This is a genomic window from Rhizobium sullae (assembly GCF_025200715.1).
Lineage (GTDB): Bacteria > Pseudomonadota > Alphaproteobacteria > Rhizobiales > Rhizobiaceae > Rhizobium > Rhizobium sullae.
In genome coordinates this window covers 1,200,412-1,219,464 of the sequence record NZ_CP104144.1, presented here as the reverse complement: position 1 = coordinate 1,219,464, position 19,053 = coordinate 1,200,412, and the positions used below count along the sequence as shown (strand labels likewise).

22 protein-coding genes are annotated in these 19,053 nt (G+C 59.4%); 5 read left to right on the top strand and 17 right to left on the bottom strand.

What is annotated here, in order from left to right:
• Nucleotides 1-27: 27 nt before the first annotated feature.
• Genes N2599_RS26575 through N2599_RS26565 form a run of 3 tightly spaced genes read right to left on the bottom strand, consistent with a single transcriptional unit; the run spans nucleotide 28 to nucleotide 3,226 of the window.
• Nucleotides 28-954 carry an ABC transporter permease gene (locus N2599_RS26575; protein WP_027509694.1) on the bottom strand — a complete coding sequence of 309 codons (927 nt, stop codon included), beginning with the start codon at nucleotides 952-954 and terminating at the stop codon, nucleotides 28-30.
• Complete coding sequence (locus N2599_RS26570) at nucleotides 954-2,081, bottom strand: ABC transporter permease (RefSeq protein ID WP_027509695.1); 1,128 nt, start codon at nucleotides 2,079-2,081, stop codon at nucleotides 954-956. The genes N2599_RS26575 and N2599_RS26570 overlap by 1 nt, the downstream gene beginning before the upstream one ends.
• Before the next feature lie 17 nt (nucleotides 2,082-2,098).
• Nucleotides 2,099-3,226, bottom strand: coding sequence for a BMP family ABC transporter substrate-binding protein (locus N2599_RS26565; RefSeq protein ID WP_027509696.1), 1,128 nt, complete (start codon nucleotides 3,224-3,226; stop codon nucleotides 2,099-2,101).
• Between the two features lie 334 nt (nucleotides 3,227-3,560).
• On the opposite strand from N2599_RS26565, the gene N2599_RS26560 reads away from it, so the two are divergent.
• A complete protein-coding gene (locus tag N2599_RS26560) occupies nucleotides 3,561-4,244 on the top strand; it encodes a GntR family transcriptional regulator (protein WP_027509697.1) in 684 nt (227 codons plus the stop codon).
• Between the two features lie 61 nt (nucleotides 4,245-4,305).
• On the opposite strand, the gene N2599_RS26555 is transcribed toward N2599_RS26560, so the two are convergent.
• The 11 genes from N2599_RS26555 to N2599_RS26505 all read right to left on the bottom strand — a co-directional run bounded on the left by N2599_RS26555 (nucleotide 4,306) and on the right by N2599_RS26505 (nucleotide 15,472).
• A complete protein-coding gene (locus N2599_RS26555; RefSeq protein ID WP_084606438.1) occupies nucleotides 4,306-4,524 on the bottom strand; it encodes a hypothetical protein in 219 nt (72 codons plus the stop codon).
• Between the two features lie 205 nt (nucleotides 4,525-4,729).
• Entirely contained in the window at nucleotides 4,730-5,092 is a 363-nt protein-coding gene (locus N2599_RS26550) for a YbaN family protein (protein WP_027509698.1), read from the bottom strand.
• Between the two features lie 121 nt (nucleotides 5,093-5,213).
• Entirely contained in the window at nucleotides 5,214-5,669 is a 456-nt protein-coding gene (locus tag N2599_RS26545; RefSeq protein WP_027509699.1) for a pyridoxamine 5'-phosphate oxidase family protein, read from the bottom strand.
• A gap of 61 nt (nucleotides 5,670-5,730) precedes the next feature.
• On the bottom strand, nucleotides 5,731-6,432 hold the full coding sequence (locus N2599_RS26540) for a CBS domain-containing protein (RefSeq protein ID WP_027509700.1): 702 nt from the start codon (nucleotides 6,430-6,432) through the stop codon (nucleotides 5,731-5,733).
• 157 nt (nucleotides 6,433-6,589) lie between these two features.
• Nucleotides 6,590-7,588, bottom strand: coding sequence for an FAD:protein FMN transferase (locus N2599_RS26535; protein WP_027509701.1), 999 nt, complete (start codon nucleotides 7,586-7,588; stop codon nucleotides 6,590-6,592).
• Nucleotides 7,581-8,135 carry a nitrous oxide reductase accessory protein NosL gene (locus tag N2599_RS26530; protein WP_027509702.1) on the bottom strand — a complete coding sequence of 185 codons (555 nt, stop codon included), beginning with the start codon at nucleotides 8,133-8,135 and terminating at the stop codon, nucleotides 7,581-7,583. Before N2599_RS26530 ends, N2599_RS26535 begins: the two co-directional genes overlap by 8 nt.
• The gene (locus N2599_RS26525; protein WP_027509703.1) at nucleotides 8,132-8,959 is read right to left on the bottom strand and encodes an ABC transporter permease; all 828 of its coding nucleotides are present in this window, start codon (nucleotides 8,957-8,959) and stop codon (nucleotides 8,132-8,134) included. The genes N2599_RS26530 and N2599_RS26525 overlap by 4 nt, the downstream gene beginning before the upstream one ends.
• Nucleotides 8,956-9,873, bottom strand: coding sequence for an ABC transporter ATP-binding protein (locus tag N2599_RS26520; RefSeq protein WP_027509704.1), 918 nt, complete (start codon nucleotides 9,871-9,873; stop codon nucleotides 8,956-8,958). Before N2599_RS26520 ends, N2599_RS26525 begins: the two co-directional genes overlap by 4 nt.
• Nucleotides 9,870-11,213 (bottom strand): nitrous oxide reductase family maturation protein NosD, encoded by a 1,344-nt coding sequence (locus tag N2599_RS26515; RefSeq protein ID WP_037141762.1) that lies wholly within the window; start codon nucleotides 11,211-11,213, stop codon nucleotides 9,870-9,872. The genes N2599_RS26520 and N2599_RS26515 overlap by 4 nt, the downstream gene beginning before the upstream one ends.
• Nucleotides 11,214-11,245: 32 nt before the next feature.
• Nucleotides 11,246-13,159, bottom strand: a complete 1,914-nt coding sequence (nosZ, locus tag N2599_RS26510) for a TAT-dependent nitrous-oxide reductase (protein ID WP_027509706.1) — start codon at nucleotides 13,157-13,159, stop codon at nucleotides 11,246-11,248.
• Nucleotides 13,160-13,183: 24 nt separating this feature from the next.
• Nucleotides 13,184-15,472 carry a NosR/NirI family protein gene (locus N2599_RS26505; RefSeq protein ID WP_037141721.1) on the bottom strand — a complete coding sequence of 763 codons (2,289 nt, stop codon included), beginning with the start codon at nucleotides 15,470-15,472 and terminating at the stop codon, nucleotides 13,184-13,186.
• Between the two features lie 169 nt (nucleotides 15,473-15,641).
• Between N2599_RS26505 and N2599_RS26500 the strand changes: the two genes are divergently transcribed.
• On the top strand, nucleotides 15,642-16,493 hold the full coding sequence (locus N2599_RS26500) for a ferritin-like domain-containing protein (protein ID WP_244914865.1): 852 nt from the start codon (nucleotides 15,642-15,644) through the stop codon (nucleotides 16,491-16,493).
• 23 nt (nucleotides 16,494-16,516) lie between these two features.
• Nucleotides 16,517-16,807 (top strand): DUF6522 family protein, encoded by a 291-nt coding sequence (locus tag N2599_RS26495; RefSeq protein WP_027509709.1) that lies wholly within the window; start codon nucleotides 16,517-16,519, stop codon nucleotides 16,805-16,807.
• A gap of 27 nt (nucleotides 16,808-16,834) precedes the next feature.
• On the opposite strand, the gene N2599_RS26490 is transcribed toward N2599_RS26495, so the two are convergent.
• Both N2599_RS26490 and N2599_RS26485 read right to left on the bottom strand, forming a co-directional pair.
• Entirely contained in the window at nucleotides 16,835-17,026 is a 192-nt protein-coding gene (locus N2599_RS26490; RefSeq protein WP_027509710.1) for a twin-arginine translocase TatA/TatE family subunit, read from the bottom strand.
• A gap of 153 nt (nucleotides 17,027-17,179) precedes the next feature.
• The gene (locus N2599_RS26485; protein WP_027509711.1) at nucleotides 17,180-17,743 is read right to left on the bottom strand and encodes a hypothetical protein; all 564 of its coding nucleotides are present in this window, start codon (nucleotides 17,741-17,743) and stop codon (nucleotides 17,180-17,182) included.
• A 142-nt stretch (nucleotides 17,744-17,885) separates the two neighbouring features.
• Here N2599_RS26485 and N2599_RS26480 point away from each other — a divergent pair, with 142 nt between their 5' ends.
• Nucleotides 17,886-18,104, top strand: coding sequence for a hypothetical protein (locus N2599_RS26480; RefSeq protein ID WP_027509712.1), 219 nt, complete (start codon nucleotides 17,886-17,888; stop codon nucleotides 18,102-18,104).
• Between the two features lie 147 nt (nucleotides 18,105-18,251).
• On the top strand, nucleotides 18,252-18,539 hold the full coding sequence (locus tag N2599_RS26475; RefSeq protein ID WP_027509713.1) for a hypothetical protein: 288 nt from the start codon (nucleotides 18,252-18,254) through the stop codon (nucleotides 18,537-18,539).
• Between the two features lie 25 nt (nucleotides 18,540-18,564).
• Here the strand turns inward: N2599_RS26475 and N2599_RS26470 are convergent, their stop codons facing one another.
• Nucleotides 18,565-18,972: a hypothetical protein gene (locus N2599_RS26470; protein WP_051336530.1), complete on the bottom strand. Its 408-nt coding sequence runs from the start codon at nucleotides 18,970-18,972 to the stop codon at nucleotides 18,565-18,567.
• Between the last annotated feature and the right edge of the window lie 81 nt (nucleotides 18,973-19,053).

The following is a 19,053-nucleotide window of genomic DNA, read 5'->3' as shown; positions in this document are numbered from 1 at the left end:
AAGCATTCATCGAATATTCCCTTCCTACTACTTGGTGAGCGACAGGGCGCCTGGTGCTCCGGCAAGCGCGCGTGTCGGAGAGGAGGTCGCGATCAATATGATGAGGGTCAGCACATAGGGGGTGGCATAAAAGAGATAGTATCCCTGCGACACGCCGACCGACTGCAACGCCGGTCCCAGGGCTCCCGCTCCGCCGAAAAGGAGAGCCGCCAGAAAGCAGCCGATGGGGTTCCAGCGGGCGAAGATCACCAGTGCCACGGCCATCAGCCCCTGACCCGAAGAGATACCTTCATTCCAAGAGCCGGGATAATAGAGCGAAAGGTACGCGCCGCCGATCGCAGCCAGCGAGCCGCCGACGGCAGTCGCAAGCAGCCGCACTCGATCGGGGTCGATGCCCATGGCACGTGCGGCGTCCGTGCTGTCACCGACCACGCGAAGGACGATGCCGATCCGCGTATTGCGAAATGCCCACCACAGGACGGCAGCAAGAACGGCTCCGATAAGAAACAATACGTTGATGTTGAGCGCCGCCTCAATCTGCGGAACCTGCGACCAGGCACCAAATGGGATCGAAGGTAGCCGCGGGGCAGCCGGCTGGATGTAGGGCTTGCCGAGGAAAAACGCCAAGCCTAGCCCGAACTGCATCAGGGCAATGCCGATTGCGATATCGTTGACCTTGGGCCACTTGCAAATCCATCCATGAACGAGGCCGAAGACCGCTCCCGTGCACATTGCGGCCAAAACGCCGAGCCAGGGCGAGCCGCTGATCACTGCCACCGCGTAGGCCGTCATCGCTCCGAAGACGAGTGTTCCTTCCAGGCCCAAATTGATGCGTCCGGAGCGCTCGGTGATGGTTTCGCCGAGGCTGACGAAGATGAAAGGGGTGGAGACGCGAACCGCGCCGGCAAGTATGGCAAGCGGCACGCCCCAAAGACCTACTCCTGTCTCGTCCATCATGCCGTCCTTTTCCAGAGATCGGGGTTAAACACCTTGAAACGCCCGTAAAATGTCTCGCAGAACAATATGACGACGAAGAGCGTGCCCTGCATGACCAGAACCGTGGCGTCGGGAAGTCCCATCCGACGCTGGATCAAGCCGCCCGATGCATCGATGCCTCCCAGCAGGATTGCGACGGGAATGATCGCCAGCGGATCGTGCCGCGCGAGGAAGGCAACGAGGATGCCGGTATAGCCGTAGCCCGCCGCAAGTGAGGCATTGGCGCTGCCCTGGACTGCCGCCACTTCGATCATCCCTGCTAGACCCGCGAATGCTCCGGCGATTGCCGTAAAGCCGACGATCAGCCGCCCGACAGGCAGGCCCTGGATCTGGGCGGCGCGGACATTGCCGCCTGCGATCCGTGCCGCGAAACCGTAACTGGTTGCCTCGATCAATATCCAGGTGCACAAGCAGGCGACGATCCCGATCACCAATCCCAAATGCACGTCCATCCCCGGGATGTTTCCGAGCATATAGTCCGGTGGCAAGGGCCTTGTGGACGGCTTGTTCAAACTGGCCGGATCGCGCAGCAACCCTTCGACGAACTGGTTCATCAGCGCAATCGCAATATATGCGAGAAGCAGAGAGGAGATGGTTTCGTTGACCCCGCGTTTGTGCCGAAGAAATCCGGCAAGGCCGATCCAGGCACCGCCCGCAGTCATCGCGGCGATCCCCATCGCCGCAAAAACCACGAGCGGCGGCAATATGCCGACAATGGGAAGTGCCGCAGCCGCAGCCGCGACGCCGCCGAGCACCACGGCCCCTTCGCCACCGATAATGACAAGACCGAGTCTCGCCGGAAGCGCGACGCATAGTGCCGTCAGGAGCAGGGGCGCGGCCCGGCTCAAGCTGTTCTGCAGCGAGAACCAGCTACCAAAACCGCCCGTGTACATCAGTTGGAAAAGCATGACCGGCGATTTTCCGACGGCCAGAATGAAGAGGCAGAAAAGCCCGAGGCCAATCACGACGGCGCCCACGCTGATCACGATCGGTTCGGCACGCCTTGCTGCCCATTCCCGAACCGCGTCGAGCATGGAAAATTTGTCCGGCGTAATGATTGCGGGAATGTTCGCATCGACCGTCATGGCGCGTCTCCCAAGCCCTAGGCCGTCGAACCCATGACACCTTCGACGAGATAATCCATGCTTTCCAGCTCGATCGCGTCCTCGGCGAAGCTCCTGCCGGCGGTAACGATAACGTTGCCCTTGTTGTCCTTCATCGGTCCTTTGAACACGCTGAATTTGCCGGCCATGATTTCGGCAAGCGTTGCTTCGAACTTTTTCCTCGATTCATCGGAGACCGCCGGGCCTAAGGGACTCATCTTCACAAAGCCGTCCTTCAGCCCGCCACGGACGAAATTGCCAAGCTTTTCACCTGCTTGTGCCTGTTTGATGAAGCTTGTATAGACGTTCCCCCACGCCCATTCGGCGCCCGTCAGATATTTTTCCGGTGCAAGCGGGCTCTGATTGGCATGGTAACCACATACGAAGGCATTGCGCCCGGCTGCGGTTTCGACGACCACTTTCGGGCTGTCGACATGGCACGTGATGACGTCAGCGCCTTGGTCGACAAGAGCATTGGTCGCTTCCGCTTCCTTGACCGCCAGCGACCATTCGCCGGTGAAAATCACCTGACACGTTATCGAGGGATCGACCGATCGCGCGCCCAGCAGGAAGGAATTGATGTTCTGGACCACTTGCGGAATGGGCTTTGCGGCAACAAAACCGATTTTTTTGCTCTTCGTTGCGTAGCCGGCGGCGACACCGTTGAGATACTGGCCCTGGCCGATATAGCCGAAATACGATCCGGTATTCATCGGGTTCTTGGATTCCTGCCAGAGCCCGCCGCAATGGCGAAACTGGACCTCCGGATATTTGGCCGCCATGGCCAGCATATGGGGGTCGAAGTAGCCGAACGAGGTCGGAAACAGCACCGCCGCGCCGTCGAGGTTGATCATCGACTCCATCGTCTTCTGAACGTCGACGGTTTCGGGAACGTTTTCCTCTTCCACTAGCGTAACGCCAGGCATGGATTTGATAACTGCCGCACCTTCGGCATGCGCCTGGTTGTAGCCGTAGTCATCCTTGGGGCCGACATAGATAAATCCGACGGTCAGTGCACCTTGAGCGGATGCTTGCGAAGACAGGAAGCCAGGCGCCGCACTCAGCAGAGCGCCCGCTGCCGAGGCTTGGAGGAAATTTCGGCGGTTCATCGAAAGGAGTTTGGTCATTGGAGTGCCCCCTGTCGGCCTGTGGCCAGTTAAAATGCTGCATGAAAGTGTATGCAATACCCATGCCAGATTTTAAGCGATTGATATCATTGCACTGCGCCGCGAAGATCAGGAACAGGTGCAACAAGTGTATGCAGATTCAGGCCAATGAGATTATTAAATAGGCATGCAAAATATTTCGCCGCTCCTTCCATCTGCAGCTCTCTGCGGTATGCGTGTCAAACGGAGCGACGAAGGGAAAAAAGCAGATAAAACCAGAGTGATGCACGCATGATTTGACATCCGTGGAAGCGCGTCGCATCTGTATGCAGATGGAGATGCATGGATTCTTGGATTGAAGCATAACAGACGCAAGGAAGTCATTCGCCAGGGAACGACCGTCGAGCAGCTTGTTCGCTCTATCGCGGACATGATTGTGACAGGCGAGATGCACCCGGGAGAAAGGCTCGACGAAATCTCCTTGGCCGCGCGCTTCGAGGTTTCTCGAACGCCGGTCCGGGAAGCGCTTCGCGAGCTCGGAGCCATGGGGCTGGTCGGGCGCGAGCCCAATCGGAGCGCCGTCGTCTCCAATGTCAGCGGGGCTTACCTATACGGTATGTTCGAGGCGATGGCGGAACTGGAAGGCATCTGCGCCCGGCTGGCAGCAGAAAGAATGACGGTCGACGAGCGCAGGGAATTGGAGCTCGGGCACCGCAATTCCGCCCGCCTGGTTCATCAGGGCGCTTATGAAGATTATGCCGTCTACAATGTCGAGTTTCATACCCGGCTTTATCGCGGCGCGCACAATGATCACATATACGAGCTGGTCACACAGACGAGAGCTCGTCTGGCACCCTTCAGACGAGCGCAGTTCCGGTTGCCGGGCCGCCTTTCAAAATCCTTCAGTGAACACGAGATAGTCGTCGCCTCGATCCTGCGCGCCGACGGGGCTGCGGCGGCACGGGCGGCATATTCTCACGTCGCCATCGTCAGCGACGCCAGCAGCGCCTTCATATCCGGCGAACAGAGCGACCATTAGAGCTGCTGGCTAATCAAGCCACGCACGTCCGGTCGTGCCGAGAGCAGTAAACGAGCGGAGGCTATGTTCCGCTCAAGCCTTGCACGCTGCCGTGTGGAGGCAGTCCGCGATAGATCAACGGCTGGTGTTTGCGGCAATACCAGCGCATGGCGCCAGTGCTCTCCTCGAAGCCATAACAACCCCATTCCGTGCAGCGGATGCCAGATGCATCCTCATAGCCGCAGTAATGGTTCTCATGGAAGTTCGCACCAGGCGCTGTCGTATGCCCTTCGATACTCATCCTCGCGGCTCCTTCGGGAGCGGTTGTTGGCGCATTCGTTCCTCAGGTCATATCTCGAAACGCACCTCCAATCCTCCGGTTCCATTGCGCTTCAACCAACACGATGCGCGTGCTCTTCTACCGGAAACCCCGGATAGGCGCCTTGCGCCACATGCATGCAGGAGCATTCCAAGCAGGGGCTGAGCGAAAAATTGTTAGCGGTTTCTCAGTGTCCCGGTTCAGGTCTGGACGCGACATAGACTGCGGCAGTTGCCATCAGAACTCCAGCAACAATTATCGCGACTGCCGGAAGTGTGAAAAACACCAGCAGAATTGCAAAGCTGCACGCCATCGAGACGCAGGCGACAAATTTATGGCGCCGCCGGATCGCTCCTTGATGGCGCCAGGTTTGCAGCGGCTCACCGAAGCGGGGATGGGCAAGCAGCCAGCCTTCAAAGCGCGGGGAGGAGCGAGAAAATATCGCGGCGGCAACGATCAGGAACGGTGTCGTCGGCAACAGCGGCACGAAGATGCCGACAACGCCGATTGTAACGAAACCCCAACCAAAGGCAGCAAGCAGCAGCCGCACGGAATATCCTTTCGTCAAACAGTCGTCTGGGCGGAAGGCCCATTTTGGTGCCCAACCATCTGCAGCGCAGATATAAAACCTCGACTCCCGTTAAAGCCGCCTGCCCAAAGGTTTCGGCTGTTCAATCGCCCGAAAGCGCCGCTCGTCCTGCCATTTCCCTTATCAGGATACCATAGAAGATGTGCGGAGAATGGGATTGCGCCGCCTGCGGCTCTGGCTTGAGCGATCCCATTTCCCACCAATCCGAATGCCTTTGCAGTAGCGACCAGGCATGCATACGCTCGCTGTGCAGCAGATCGGTATCCGGGAACTCCTCGTACTCTCCCGTCACGACGACGCTTTGCCAGCCGACGTCGCTGAGGTGATCCGTCTGCAGGCAAACCCTACTGTTTGCACGCATCCAATCGATTTTTTGCCCCGGCATGGAAAAGCTGTAGAGGACACCTTTATCGTAGGAGAAGTAGATCGGCATAATGTAGGGTTGGCCATCGCTGCAGCAGGCAAGGTGGCCGTAACGCGACTGTTCAAGCAGGGAAACACACTCTCCTTGTGTCATAGTCCGAAGTGTCAGTGCCATGAGAGTACTCCAGCAAAAACATGTTCCAGCCGAGAACAGGAGAGCCCCCGGGCCGGAAGTCTTACGGTGCCTGCACGACGATACCATAGCTCGGATCGATCCAGGCAAGCTGATCGCGAACCATCTTGACGCCCGGGACATTCTCGGCTGCGACGATCGCCGCACCGCGCTCGCGCTCATCCAGCACCGATCCATTGAGCGTCACGACGCCGTTCTTGACGTAGGCGCGGATAAGGCCATTTTTGGCCCAGGATTGGGCAGCCAGCTCTTCGGCAATCGCCGCTGCGATGGCTGCGTCGGGCAGCGGCTGACCCGGTTCTGCCTGAGGTTGGCGTAGCGGCTTCAGAAAATCCGAGCGGGTGACAATGCCGACAAGCCGGCCGTTCGCAACAACTGGCAGGCGCTTCACTTTCGATTTCTCCATCAGATCGGCCGCCTCCCCAAGCGTCGTGTAGGGCGATGCCGTCGTCACTGGCGCGGACATGACCTCCTTGACCTTCCGTCCATGTGCCCGCACATACTCCTCGGCAACTTTTCCGGGGCTTGCCAGCAGCGCCAGCCACCATGAACGCTGGCGCTCGGTGTTAAGTTCGCTGCGCCGCAGAAGATCGCTCTCGCTGATGAGGCCGACAAGCGTGCCTTGTGTATCGACGACCGGCAGGCCGCTGATACGGTTGCTTAGCATGATATTTGCTGCCTCAGCGACCGTCGCCGTCGATTGGATCGTGATGACCGTCGATGTCATAATGGTGTTGACGCGCATGGCGAACCTCCCACCCCTTGTTAGTGTCATGCGAGGCAGCTTACACGGAAGGTCCCTCTTGCACTTTGAGATGGATCAAAGGCCCGGCCGTCCAAACGAATAGCGAGGAAAAGGTCAGGGCGCCTGCACCGTGCTCCTGGCTGTGGATCAGATACCCTTACCAAAAACGAAGGCGTTTGCCTGACATCGTCATCAAGTCGACGCTCACCTCGCCGCGGTAAGGAGCCAGCATGTCCGGGATCTGTTGCGGCTGCACCAAACTCATGGCAGTCGACAGCGCATCTGCCGTGGCTGCCAACTTGGCGAGGACGCTCAAGCGGCGGTAGATCTGCGGGGCGGCTCCGGTGCATGGGTCAAGAATATGGCCGAAGCGGCCGGATGCGTCGAAATGAAAACCGCCCGCGCTCGACGTGGCGACGGCTTGGTCGACGATCTCCAGCACAGCATCTGGCTTCAAGCTGTCTTCCTGCGATGCAAGCCCGATGCGCCACGGGCTGCCGCCCGCCTGAGCGCCGACCGCGCGGTCCTCGCCCATGTTGACGAGACTGCTGGTGACGCCGGCATTGCGCATAAGATCGACGACCCGATCGGTTATGAAGCCCTGTGCAACGCCGTTCAACGACATCGCCATGCCGGGGCGGATGAAGGCGATCCGGTCGCGATTGAACCTGACGGCATCGAAGCCGATGCGGGCCAATGCCGCCTTCAACTGGGCAGCCGGCGGACCGGACGCATCGGCACCGGGTGCCGAGAAATGGTGAGCATAAAGTGCAAAAAGGGGTTGGATTGTCGGATCGAATATCCCCTTGGTCGTCTCCCAATAGCTTCGGCACGCATCAAGCAATGCGATCATTTCTACCGGCGGCGCTGCCAGCCCACCGACGCGGTTGAGCTCGCAGAGTGCAGAATCGCTGCGGTATAGACTGAAGATCGCCTCGAGCCGCTCCACCTCTGCCACCACTCGGGCAATTAGCATCGTAGCCCGGCTACGATTGTCGTCATGGAGGATCAGCGTTGCCGGCGCCCCAAGCGCCTGCCCCCTCCAAACGACGGCATCAGCTGCTGCACGGGCAGGTTCGCCCGACCGAAGGAGCGGCAAGCCGGCAGCTGCGGCAAAGATCGCGATGGCTCGCCGGCGGGTAAACAAACTAGCCACTGATCGCGCTCTCTTCTTCGTTGCCCGTGTCGCCGCCGGTAGGGGCGCTTGTGTCTGCTCCGAGAACATAGCTCTCGGGGATTTCCTCGAAGACGACGACCTTGCCGCCGTTTTTCGCCGCGAACGCCGCTGCGGCCTCACGGCTCGAAAACGGCACGGTTTCGGGTGCGCCCATGCCACCACGCAAGCCGCTGCCGACCACGTAGTGGGCGCGTCGTGCGTCGATCCAATTATCGTTTCCGGGATGCTCCCAGCTTGAAGCGCGGCTCATGTCGGAGACGTAGATGGCCGCAATGTCCTTTGGTTCTTCGGGAAGCTTGGTGAACGCGACCGCGTCCCGCGATGATGTAAACCATACGGGCTCGTCACGGCTTTCGAGTATGATCTGCCCTTTTGGACCCGGATGCTCCAGGACGGCCATGCCGCAGTAGTGGTCGACGGCTTCCGACGTCAGCAGCGCGGCTGGCGGCGCTGCGGTTTCGGTTTTCTCGCAGGCGGCAAGCAGCAACACCGCCGTTATCATCGCAGCAAGGTTTGTCCGTTTCATAGTTCTCTCCTGGAAAAACGCAGCGTGGCGAGCGTAAGTGGCACGAGCGTCCAGAGACCAAGCGCTGAAAGCAGCAGCGCGGGTGTCAGTGTCGCGTTTGCGGCAACGCCACTCATGCCGGAGAGCGTTCCAGCCCCACCGGAACTCAGATTGAGGAGACGGTAAGCATCCGTCGGATTGATCAGCAGCAGCACGTCGAGCAGCCCGGCTGGAATGCCGTGGCCCTGCATCGCCACGAGCGTGCCAAGCAACGCCATGTCGTAGAGCATGACGAAGAACAGCCATATGCCGATGGCGATACCGCCCGCCGTACTGCGCTCGCTAACCGAGACACTCATCAAATACCCGATGGCGATGAAGACTGCGCCAAGCAATATCGACGAGCCGACCATTGACGCGAAAGCCCACCAGCTGCTGGCAGCGACGGCAGATCCGGTCAAGGCGAGGGCTGCTGCTGCGGCGCCATAGCCGCAAAGCGTCGCAAAGGAGAGTATCGCAATATGTCCCAGAAACTTGCCGAAAATCACCTGGCGCCGGGCGAGCGGGTAGCTCAGCAGCAACAGCATCGTTCCGCGCTCCATCTCACCGACGATCGCATCATGCGAGAGCAAGAGCGCAATCAGCGGCACGAGGAAGATCGTCAGGCTCGAGAGGCTGACGATGACAATGTCGAGCTGGTTGACGCCCACATGTCCGGTCGGAGCGCTACCTAGGAAAGACAGAGTGAGCGCCAGGGCTGCAAGAAGGACCGTCATGGCCAAGACCCAGCGATTTCGCATTCCCTCCTGAATTTCCTTGCCGGCGATGATCAGTATATTCGTCATTGTCTCGTGCCTTGTCCGTTGAGGAAATGCGCATAGAGGTCATCAAGCGTCGGCTCCATGATCGTCAGGCTTCCCACGGATTGCGGATCGGCCGTGACGCAGGAAAGGGCAGCAATCTTCTCCTCGTGGTCGATATCGGCTTCAAGGAAGCCGTCGGCCGATTGCGTCCATGGGAAACGACCCGCCGCCCGGTGGCCATTCGCGGTCTCCTGGCTTGGCCTGAAGCGAATACGGGTGGGAAGCCGCGCGATCTGCCGCAGGTCCTCAAGCGTCCCGTCGGCAATCTTGACGCCGCCGTTGACGATGATCACGCGGTCCGCCCGGTCCTCCAGCTCGGTGAGCGCGTGGGATGACAAAAGGACCGTCGTGCCTTTTGCGCGCAGCTCGGAGACAACGTCATAGAAATTCCGTCTGAGTGCGGGATCCAGTCCGCTGGTCGGTTCATCAAGCAGCAGGATCCGCGGCTCGCCGAGCAAGGCCTGCGCCAGGCCCAGTCTTTGCCGCATGCCTTTCGAATAGGTGCGGACCGGCCGATCGGCGGCGATTTCGGAAAGACCGACACGCGCGAAAAGGTCATGCGTTTTCGCCAGCCGTATCCGCTTCAGGCTTGCGTAAAAAGCCAAAATCTCGCGGCCGGTGAGCGCAAGATGGAAGGACACGCTTTCCGGTAGATAGCCGAGACGGCGCCGCACGCCGGTGTTTCCCGTCACCGGATCTTCGCCCAGAACGCTCACCGTGCCCGATGTCGGCCTGATCAGGCCGAGAATCAGCTTGATGATCGTGGTCTTGCCGGCACCGTTATGGCCGACGAGCGCGATTGTCTCGCCTTCACCCAGTGACAACGAAATATCCCTGACTGCAGCGAACTTGCCGTAGCTTTTGCTTGTTTCCGTCAAGCATACCGAGGGTGTCATGGTGTCTTGTCCTTCCTTCCGGGCGGAGCCATCAAAGGCCGGCTATCGACAACTCCGCCGGGCAACAGCGCGGGAAACTGGGATTGCGCCCATCGGATCACCTGGACCGCCGGGCTGCTTGTAAGAACCTTCGCTTGTGGAGAGGTCCATAAGACCTGGTCGATGATATCGTTGGGGCGATAGGGACTGTCGGCCAGGCCGTCGCCATTGAGATCGAAAGCCGGGTTGTCGCTCCAATAATTGCCTTGCCCGTTCTTCGACCAATCGAGATAGCGCGTGCCGACATATTTGACCTGGTTTCGATTGGCGATGAAAGCGTTGCCGGTAATCGAGTTACCCTCGGATCCGGCGGTGAAATGAATGCCGATGGAGCAGCCCTCGAAGACATTGTCGGTGAAGGTGTTCTTATTGGCGTTATAGATGAAGACGCATTTTTCCGGTCCGAGCCGCTCTTCGGCTTCAGCGAAGCGGCCGTCGGCCTGCTCGTCGATCTTGGGCAAGTCCTTGTCGTCGTCCCGTGCGCCGCCCATCACCCAGCGATCGGCGGGCTGCAGACGGCCGCGGACCGTATTGCCGCTGACCGTCGAGCCATTGGCGAAGTTCAGGAGAAGGCCATGATCGCGATCGCCATCCGACAGATTGTTGGAGATTTTCAGCCGGCTGGAAAACATGATCGCATAACCGACAAGGTTGCCGGTCGAGACATTGTCGCTGATCACGCTGTCATTGGTATACATGTAGTGGATGGCGAAGCGCAGATCGCGAAACCGGTTGCCCTTGAAGACGTTGCGCTTGCTGGAGTTGGTCGCGATGCCGTCGCGCCCGAAGCTGATGTCGTTGTCGACGACCTCAGCGCCAGGCGCGTTCCACAATGTCACGCCATTGCCCGCCTCGCTCATGCGGCCGGCGTTCATGCCGATGATCTGATTGCCACGCGCGATCGAGTGTGCCGCGCCATGGAGGTAAACGCCCGTCAGATTGCCGATGATCCGGTTGTTTTCGATGAGCGCGCCCTTTGCCGAGGCAGCAACGAACACGCCTGAATCCATTGCGGCGAGATCGCGGCCCGAGCCGCGGATTTCCAGCCCGCGCACCACCGCGCCCGGGGCAGTGACCGTGACCACGCTTCCCGTGGCCGAGCCCAGAACTACGGCGCCCGGTTGCCCTTCAAGTCTCACGGGTGTGCTAACGCGCAACGGCCCTTCATACTCGCCCGGCGTCAGCCTGATGATGTCGCCTGAGGCCGAGGCGTCCAGAATTGACTGAAGAGCGGAAGCCTGCGCGCGCCCGACGGTATGTTCGGCCGCAGCAGCCGGAGTGGCGGCCCCAACGGCCGCCATTCCAATGATCCCGATGGTCAGGAGATGCCGCATCACGCCTGCTTCGGCTCGACGAACATGCGGCCTTTCATTTCCATATGCATGGCATGGCAGAACCAGGAGCAGTAGTACCACCATACGCCTGGCCGGTCGGCCTTGAAGGTCACCGAGGCCGTCGCCTGAGGGCCAACCTCCATGTTGATCCCGTAGTTGACGATGGCAAAGCCATGCGTGAGATCTTCGACGTCGTCGATATTGGTCACATAGACCGTGACCTCATCCCCTTCCTTGACGCTGAAGCTCTCCAGACCGAAGGCCGGTGCCGCCGACGTCATGTAGACGCGCACCTTGTTTCCGTCGCGGATCACCTGGGAGTCCGACACGAGGTCGATATTGTCGGCCTTTGCCTGCTTCACGGCGTCAGCGAAGAACGGGTCGTCGCGGTTCCAGGTACTGACCGGGTTGATCTTGGAATTGTGGACGATCGTCGCGTCATGCGGCTCGGCGAACGTCGGATTATCGTGGACCAGAACCATCTGATCGCCGGAGATGTCGATGAGCTGATCATTTTCCGGCTTCAACGGTCCGACGTTGAGATACCGGTCCTTGGAGAACTTGTTCAGCGAGATCAGCCATTTGCCGTCGGCTTCCTTGGTCTGGCCCATCGAGGTGTGGTTGTGACCCGGCTGGTACTGGACGTCGAGCTTCTGGCGGATCGGATCAACCTTTTCGCCCTTGTAGGCACGCTTGGCATCTTCGATGTTCCACTTGCAGACCTGGCTGTCGATGAAGAGCGTCGTGTAGGCGTTGCCCTTGCCGTCGTAGGCCGTGTGAAGCGGGCCGAGGCCGAGCTGCGGCTCGGCAACCACGGTGTCGCGCGGCTTGATCTTGTCAGCAAAAAGGTCGTCGAACTTGCGGACATCGAAGACGGTAACAGTTGGCGACAGCTTGCCGTTGGCGACCAGATGGATACCGTCCGGAGCGGTGTTCATGCCATGCGGACTGTTGGAGACCGGGATGTAGCGGGTGTAGGGTGAGCCGTGGCGGCCGTTGAGGACGGGCACGCCGCCCATTTCCTTGAATTCACCCTTCGCAACGGCCTCTTCGATGCGCTTGAGGTCGAAAACCACGACCCAATCCTGCTCGCTGGCCATCATCTCAGGAAGATTGACGCCTTCTTCGGAGTTGTAGCAGGTGGCGAAGGCATACTTGCCCTGATAGTCGGCATCGACGTTGTCGAGGTTGCCATCGACCGAAATTTGCCAGGCAACCTTCATTGTCTCGCCGTCAACAGCGGTGAAGATCGCGTGATATTGCTTGTGGTCGTCGAGCACCTTACCGTCGTTCGGGATCGGAGCGCGGTCTTCGCCATTGCAGAATACGTAGCCGGTCTTCGGATATTTCTGCACGCGCAGACCGTGAACCGTGTGCTGGTTCGGCAGTTGAATAATCTTGTCGCACTTCATCACGTCGAGACGGATGCGGCAGACGCGGGTATTGGCCTTGTCGTTGGCATAAAGGTAACGCCCATCATAGGTGCCGTCGGTGAAGGACGGATGTGGGTGGTGCAGGTCGCCATTCAGATAAATTCCACCGCGCTCGCCGAGGAATTCGACGGTTTCGGGCAGCAGCCCCTCCGTCAGGACCTTCCGGCTTTCGTTGGTGAGACCCCACCCGGTGGCGCTGCAGCGATTGAAGACCGGAATGCGCATGAGCTCGCGCATCGAGGGCAAGCCGACGACGCGGATTTCCCCCGATTGGCCGCCCGACACGAAGACGTAATATTCGTCCAGTTCTCCGGGCTTGACCTCGTACGCGAGACCGCTGGCGGCACGCGCCGGCGTCGCCATGGCGCCGGATATCGTCAGCGCGCCACCCACGCTTGCGGCACCTGCCGCTGCGGCAAAGGCCGTCGTTCCCAAAAGCTGGCGCCGATTGAGGCGCGGTTGTCTATCATCAATTGCCACTTCGTCTCTCCTTGGTTGTTCGGGTTATGCCGGTTGGTCCGGCACAGCATCAGGGCTCTTGATAGGAGTGCCCTTGTAGGTGACTTCCACCTTGGGCCGCTTTTCAGGTGTCTCGCCGCGGGACGCGGGAGTGGAAAGAGCCATGAATTTCTCGCGCTTGAGCCGCACCTGGATCATGTGCGGGCAGCGCTGATCGTCCTGGTACAACTCCTGGCAATGCATGCAGTAGATGCACTCGTTGACGTTGATTGTGCCTTCGGGATGGATCGCCTGCACCGGACATTCCTTGGCGCAGCGCTGGCACGGCGAGCCGCATTCCGGCCACCGCTTCAGCCACTCGAACATCCGGATGCGGCCCGGAATGGCGAGTGCCGCGCCGAGCGGGCAGAGGTACCGGCAATAGAAGCGTTCGATGAACAGTCCTGCGCCCAGCAGCACCGTTGCAAAAAGCAGGAACGGCCATTGCCGCGCAAATTTTAGAATGATGACGGTCTTGAATGGCTCGACCTCCGAGGCGGTCTCGGCAAGTGCCATCGAATAGAACGACAAACCCAAAAGACCGAGGAAGATGATGTATTTGACCGGCCAGAGGCGCTCATGCAGGCCCCAGGGCAGCTTGACCTGAGGAACCTTCAGCTTCTTTGCGATATTGTTCGTGAGCTCCTGCAATGCTCCGAAAGGGCATAGCCAGCCGCAAAAGGGGCCGCGTCCCCAAAACAGGAGCCCGGCGGCCACCGAGGCCCAGAGAATGAAGACGAGTGGCGCGGCGAGAAAGAACTCCCAGTTGAACCCGGTGACAAGGGAATTGGCAAAGGTCAGGACATTCACGACGGACAGCTGGGCATTGGCATACCAGCCAAGCCAGACCAGCGTGAACAGCAGATAGCCGTTGCGCACCCAGGCAAAGAGCTTCGGGCGCCGCACCAGCCAGTCCTGGAAGAAGAAAATGGCAGTCAGGACCAGGAGTGCGCCGATCGTGACAGCGATCGCACCGCGGTTCATCTGCCAGATGCTGATCCAGAGAGCTTGGTCAGCGCCGTCGTCTCCGTCCCCCGCCACCGGCCCATCTGCGGGCGCTGCGGCCTGAACGGATGGCTGGGGCGGTGCTGCTCGCTCGATAGAGACGTAATCGTCCGGCAGCGTGTAACCCAGATTGTAGGGCAGGACGGCTTTGTCACGGCCGCTGGCGCTGCGCTGGACGAGTAGTTGGAGCTCAAACGGCGCCGTCACGTCGAAGGGGAAGTCGTCCGGTATGACGAACAATGCGATCTCGCGCAGGCGTGGGGCACCCTCGGCGGCAAGCGATGCTATTCGTGTGTGGTCATGATCGTGAAACCGCAGCCCCTGGCCATCCTGGAGCAGCTCAATCCGATCGAAGATGCCGCCGCGGACATAGCCCGAACCCTTGAAGGAATAGGTGCCGTCACCGGCGACGATCAGCGCGGACTGGCCGGGTTTCAGCCGGTCACGCAGGCGCTGGTAGCCGGTGTCGCCTAGCAGGCTCCGGCCGATGGCCGGAACACTTGCCGGCGCGATGAAGAGATCGATGAAACGGTTTTCCGGTGTGGGATCTTCAGGATGTGCAGCCGCTTCCGGTTGTTTGGCTGTTAGAAACGCCTGCGAGACTTCGCCTACCGTGAGCCGCAGACTGCGGACTGATCCGTCGCCGATCAAAGTCTTCCAGTCGCGGCTCTCGGTCTTTGCCTCATTGAGCATCCGCTTCTCGACGACCGCGGGGGCAACATTTTGTGCCGTGCCGCCATCGAGCCGGTGACTGCGAATGAGCTTGACCGCCGATCGCACGACACTGTCGCCCATCACCAGGACGGTAACGGTGGCGCCGCTGACGATATCGACCTGAGGCGGCCTTTCTTTTCCTGCCGCCACGCGTCCGAGGTCCTTGCCAATAATCGAATTCAACGCGGCGACGACTTTCGCCTGCGGTATGCCGATCAGGACAATCGGCTCCTTGTGATCGACGAGCTTGATACCCTTGACGACACCGGCCGGATCGATGCCGACGATGATATGGATCGGTTTGCCGGAGTAACCTGTGGACGCCGTGAAGTCGGAATTGAGGTAGGCGTAACCCACGATGTCGTTGCCGCGGAATACCGCGGCGATCGGCGGCACGCCCTGAATGGCGCCAAAATGATCGGCTCCCGCAAAAAGCTCCGATGGCTGCACTTTCGGCAAATAGGCGGAAAGCTGCTCACCGCAAAAAGCCGGTCCGGCGGAAAGAAGAGACAAGCACAGAGCCGTCAGCCATCGGACGATGTGCTGGTGGAACCATCTGGAAATTGGAGAAGACATAGTGCCGGTGCTGCCTGCAGATTCTTGCTGATGAGTTGGCTGCAACCTAGTCGCCTGACAACGTCATTCTTTGATGAAGGTCAAACTCTTGGGTTTTCGCTCCTGCTAATGCAGTTCGGGACGACAGCCGCCGCAAGACGCTTTTCCGGGGCAACAGGAGGAAATGCCTATGCAGAGACTGAGCGATGAGCCGAAAACCATCCAATCGATGCAGGATCTGCTGACGACGGCGCGGTCGATGGAGCAGGAGGCGGTCGCCGGCTATCAGGCATTGTCCGAACGCATGGTCAGGGAAGGGAGGGCCGAGCTTGCTGCCGTTTTCGATCGGCTTGTCGCCGAGGAACAGGACCATCTCGGCATGGTCGAGCAATGGTCCGCCCAAACGGGTGTTCCCTGCGAGACGGTGGCTTTGAATGATGAGGATAGCGTCTTTGACGACGAGGGTGCGGGTATTGTCGCGCCGCAAATGCTTAACGCTTATCGCGCTTTCTCGATCGCGGTACGCAATGAGGAACGCGCCTTTGTGTTCTGGACCTATGTCGCCGCCGGCGCGCCGACGCCGGAGATGCGATCAGCCGCCGAGCGCATGGCGCGGGAAGAGCTCGGACATGTCGCAACGCTTCGCCAGGAACGGCGCCGCGCTTTCCATGCTCTAAGGCGCTCGGATGCAACCGTCGTCAGAAGTATTGCGTTCTTGGAGGAACGGTTGACCGGCGCCCTCGATGGGCAGTTCTCGACACTGGAGGCTGCCGATTTGGCTGACGTCATTGCGCTTGCGCGGCAGGCACGGGCACGTGCTGCCGCTGTCCGGTCCTGGCCGTTTGCAGTTTCGATGACGGTTGCCGTGCCGCGAAACGGTGAAGCGCCGAACCTTCGTGGACTGAGCGAGCTTCTGCTTGACTGTTATCTCGACCTTGCCGAGAGCTGCAAGGATCAAGCGGCACGTGAGCTGGCGCAGATATTCGCAGGCGAACTTATTCACTGTCTGTCTGTCGTGCGTCGCCTAGAGACACGATCATGACGAGGCCGGAAAGAGGATCCAGTATGCAGATAACGCGTGACGACAATGGCGATTTTGTTCTGAACCCCGCAGAGCTTTCCTCGCGGTTCGGCCTCTCCGGAGCTGAGTTCAAGCGAAAGCTGCAGATGGGATTGGTTGCAAGTACCGTGGAAATTGGAGAAGGCGAGGATGCCGGCCTGCGGCGGCTGAGCCTCAGGATCGGTAACCGCATTTGGCGTGCAATCCTCGACAAGTCCAACACCGTCATTTCCGAAGAAATGACCTTCGCCCGGGCTGGCACGATGAAAAGGACCAGCCGCCGGAACCTTGCATGAAAGCGGCAGTTCGTCAGCGATTGCCGATCATTGCTCTATCTGGCCGTGGGCTATTTCCTCGGGCGCGGGAGAGACTTTGTCCTCGTCTGCGATCCCCTTCTTGAAGGCCTTGATGCCCTTTGCGACGTCACCCATCAACGTCGGGATCTTACCGCGGCCGAAGAGCAGCAGAACGATTGCCATTACAATCAGCCAATGCCATGCACTGAACGAACCCATTACAATACTCCTTACTTCAGGCAATTGCGCCGTTCGCGGCGAGATTGCCTCACTGGCCTCAAGGCCTTTGCGTAAATATATGCCGTTCAGGAGGCAGACTGTTTGAGATATCTCAACAACGCGCTCGAATAGCTCGGCGCCAACCAAACATCGTCAGGTAAAAAGGCTGGCGGTCAAACTGGCTGAAAACAGCATGAGCATAGCGCAACTGCCCCGGCGCATGGCCGTCGGCAACCTTTCTTGCTCCCCAATCACAAGCTTGCCGATTGCGAGCCAAAGCATCGAGGCTGCAGCGACAGCAAAGGCGATGGTCAGGAGATGTGGGATTTGCGTCGAAACGCCGGCCACAGGGACCATGGCCAACCCGATGATGATTGCCTTCGGATTGAGCAACGTCGTTATCAGGACATGACGCACCGAGAGGTCCGCGGCCGATAGTGGACCGGCCGCGGACCACAACCGGAAGGCAAGATATAAAACCCAGGCAGCAGAGACCAGCTTGAGGGCGGCGGCGACCTGTGGATGGGAATGCAGCAACCCTCCGGTAAGGACGGTAAGCAAAACCACCACCAACAGGTAAGCAGCAACGACAGTTGTTGCGAGAATTGCAAGTTGCCATACTCCTCGTCGGTGGGCAGCGAGCGCAAGAAGCGTATTGGTCGGACCCGGCATTGCAATAAGAGCAAAGGCACTGGCAGCAATCGAAAATTGGGTCATGCTTTCCCCGTCAATCTGATCGGGACTATTTGATCGGAAAGGGGAGGGACCGCTTTGACGAAGGTCAAGAGCTTGCTCTGCTTCTGGAACTTTTTCAGGCGTTTCGCTGTTTCCCTATGAGGCGTTAAGGATTTTTTGCGCCATGCCCCAGCTCGTCCGGTTTATCATCGTCAGAATGGCCATCGGCTTCCTCATCGGGAGCGTAGCGGGTTCAATTCTTTGGACAACAGGATTTTCGGATTCAGCAGCTTCGCTCGGCCCGTTGGAAAGTTACGTGGCCCAGGGCGTCTTCATTTTCGCGTTTGGCGATACGATCGCACTCGGATACCTCAGCACGGCATTGATGATGGAATCGGAATAACCCGCCAACAAACATCGAAACATCTAGCGATTTTGATCTTCCTCAAAGACATCGCTTCGCGTTGCGGCGATATTTGTCCGTGCGGCATATTCTATGCGTCATGAGACGCCCCCTGGGCGCTTGTTCATCGAGCGATGAGGTATCGCGATGTCTTTGAAGTTCGTTACAGCCTTCCTGCGATCTTCCGGCGAAAATGCCATGATCATCCTTGAGGAAGCCGGATGCAATCAGATTGCCGTTGTCGACAAACAGGCGCTCCTCGACGTCGCCTCTCCGCCGCGTGCTGACGAGACGCGGCTGCAGGAAAATATCGAGCTCTTCTGCGACATCGTGCGCGCGAAGCACTGCGTCAAGGACATTGCGTCTGACGGCCGTATCCATATCTCTGCCGGCGATGTCTCCAAGTGGAAATCAGATCCCGGCCACCGGCACTGACCTTCCCCGTCGGCCGTCCAACCGCTCAGCTTCCTTCCACGGTATAGCTTTTTTCCTCCGGGGACTTGGCTGAGACCAGCCGCAGATGATGTGGCTGCTTGCCAATGTGACACCCGCTGTTGCGGGTTTCATTCGAGCGAGGGGAAAGCTTCGCTGGAGATGACGGCCAATGCCGGCGCCAGCCCCGCACGTCGTCTGCCGTAATAACGATGTCCTGATTGACAATCGGCGTCTGCATACGATTGACGGCAATCTCGCAAAACGTCCTGACGTGCTCCAGGAAATGCGCCTCGCTCGAGCGCGGCGGGGAGGCGACGTTCAGTATGGCGCGGCGCGTCACCAGGACGGTCCGGCATTGTAGACCAACTTGCAATATGATGCATCCCGACTTCTCGTCCGCGTCCAACCTGGCTGCTACGATGCCATACTCCATGACCTGCTACTCCCCTTGTTGCAGTGCGTAACATCCACTGACGACCGCCGGCACGTGCCTTCCTTGAATATCGTCGTGCGG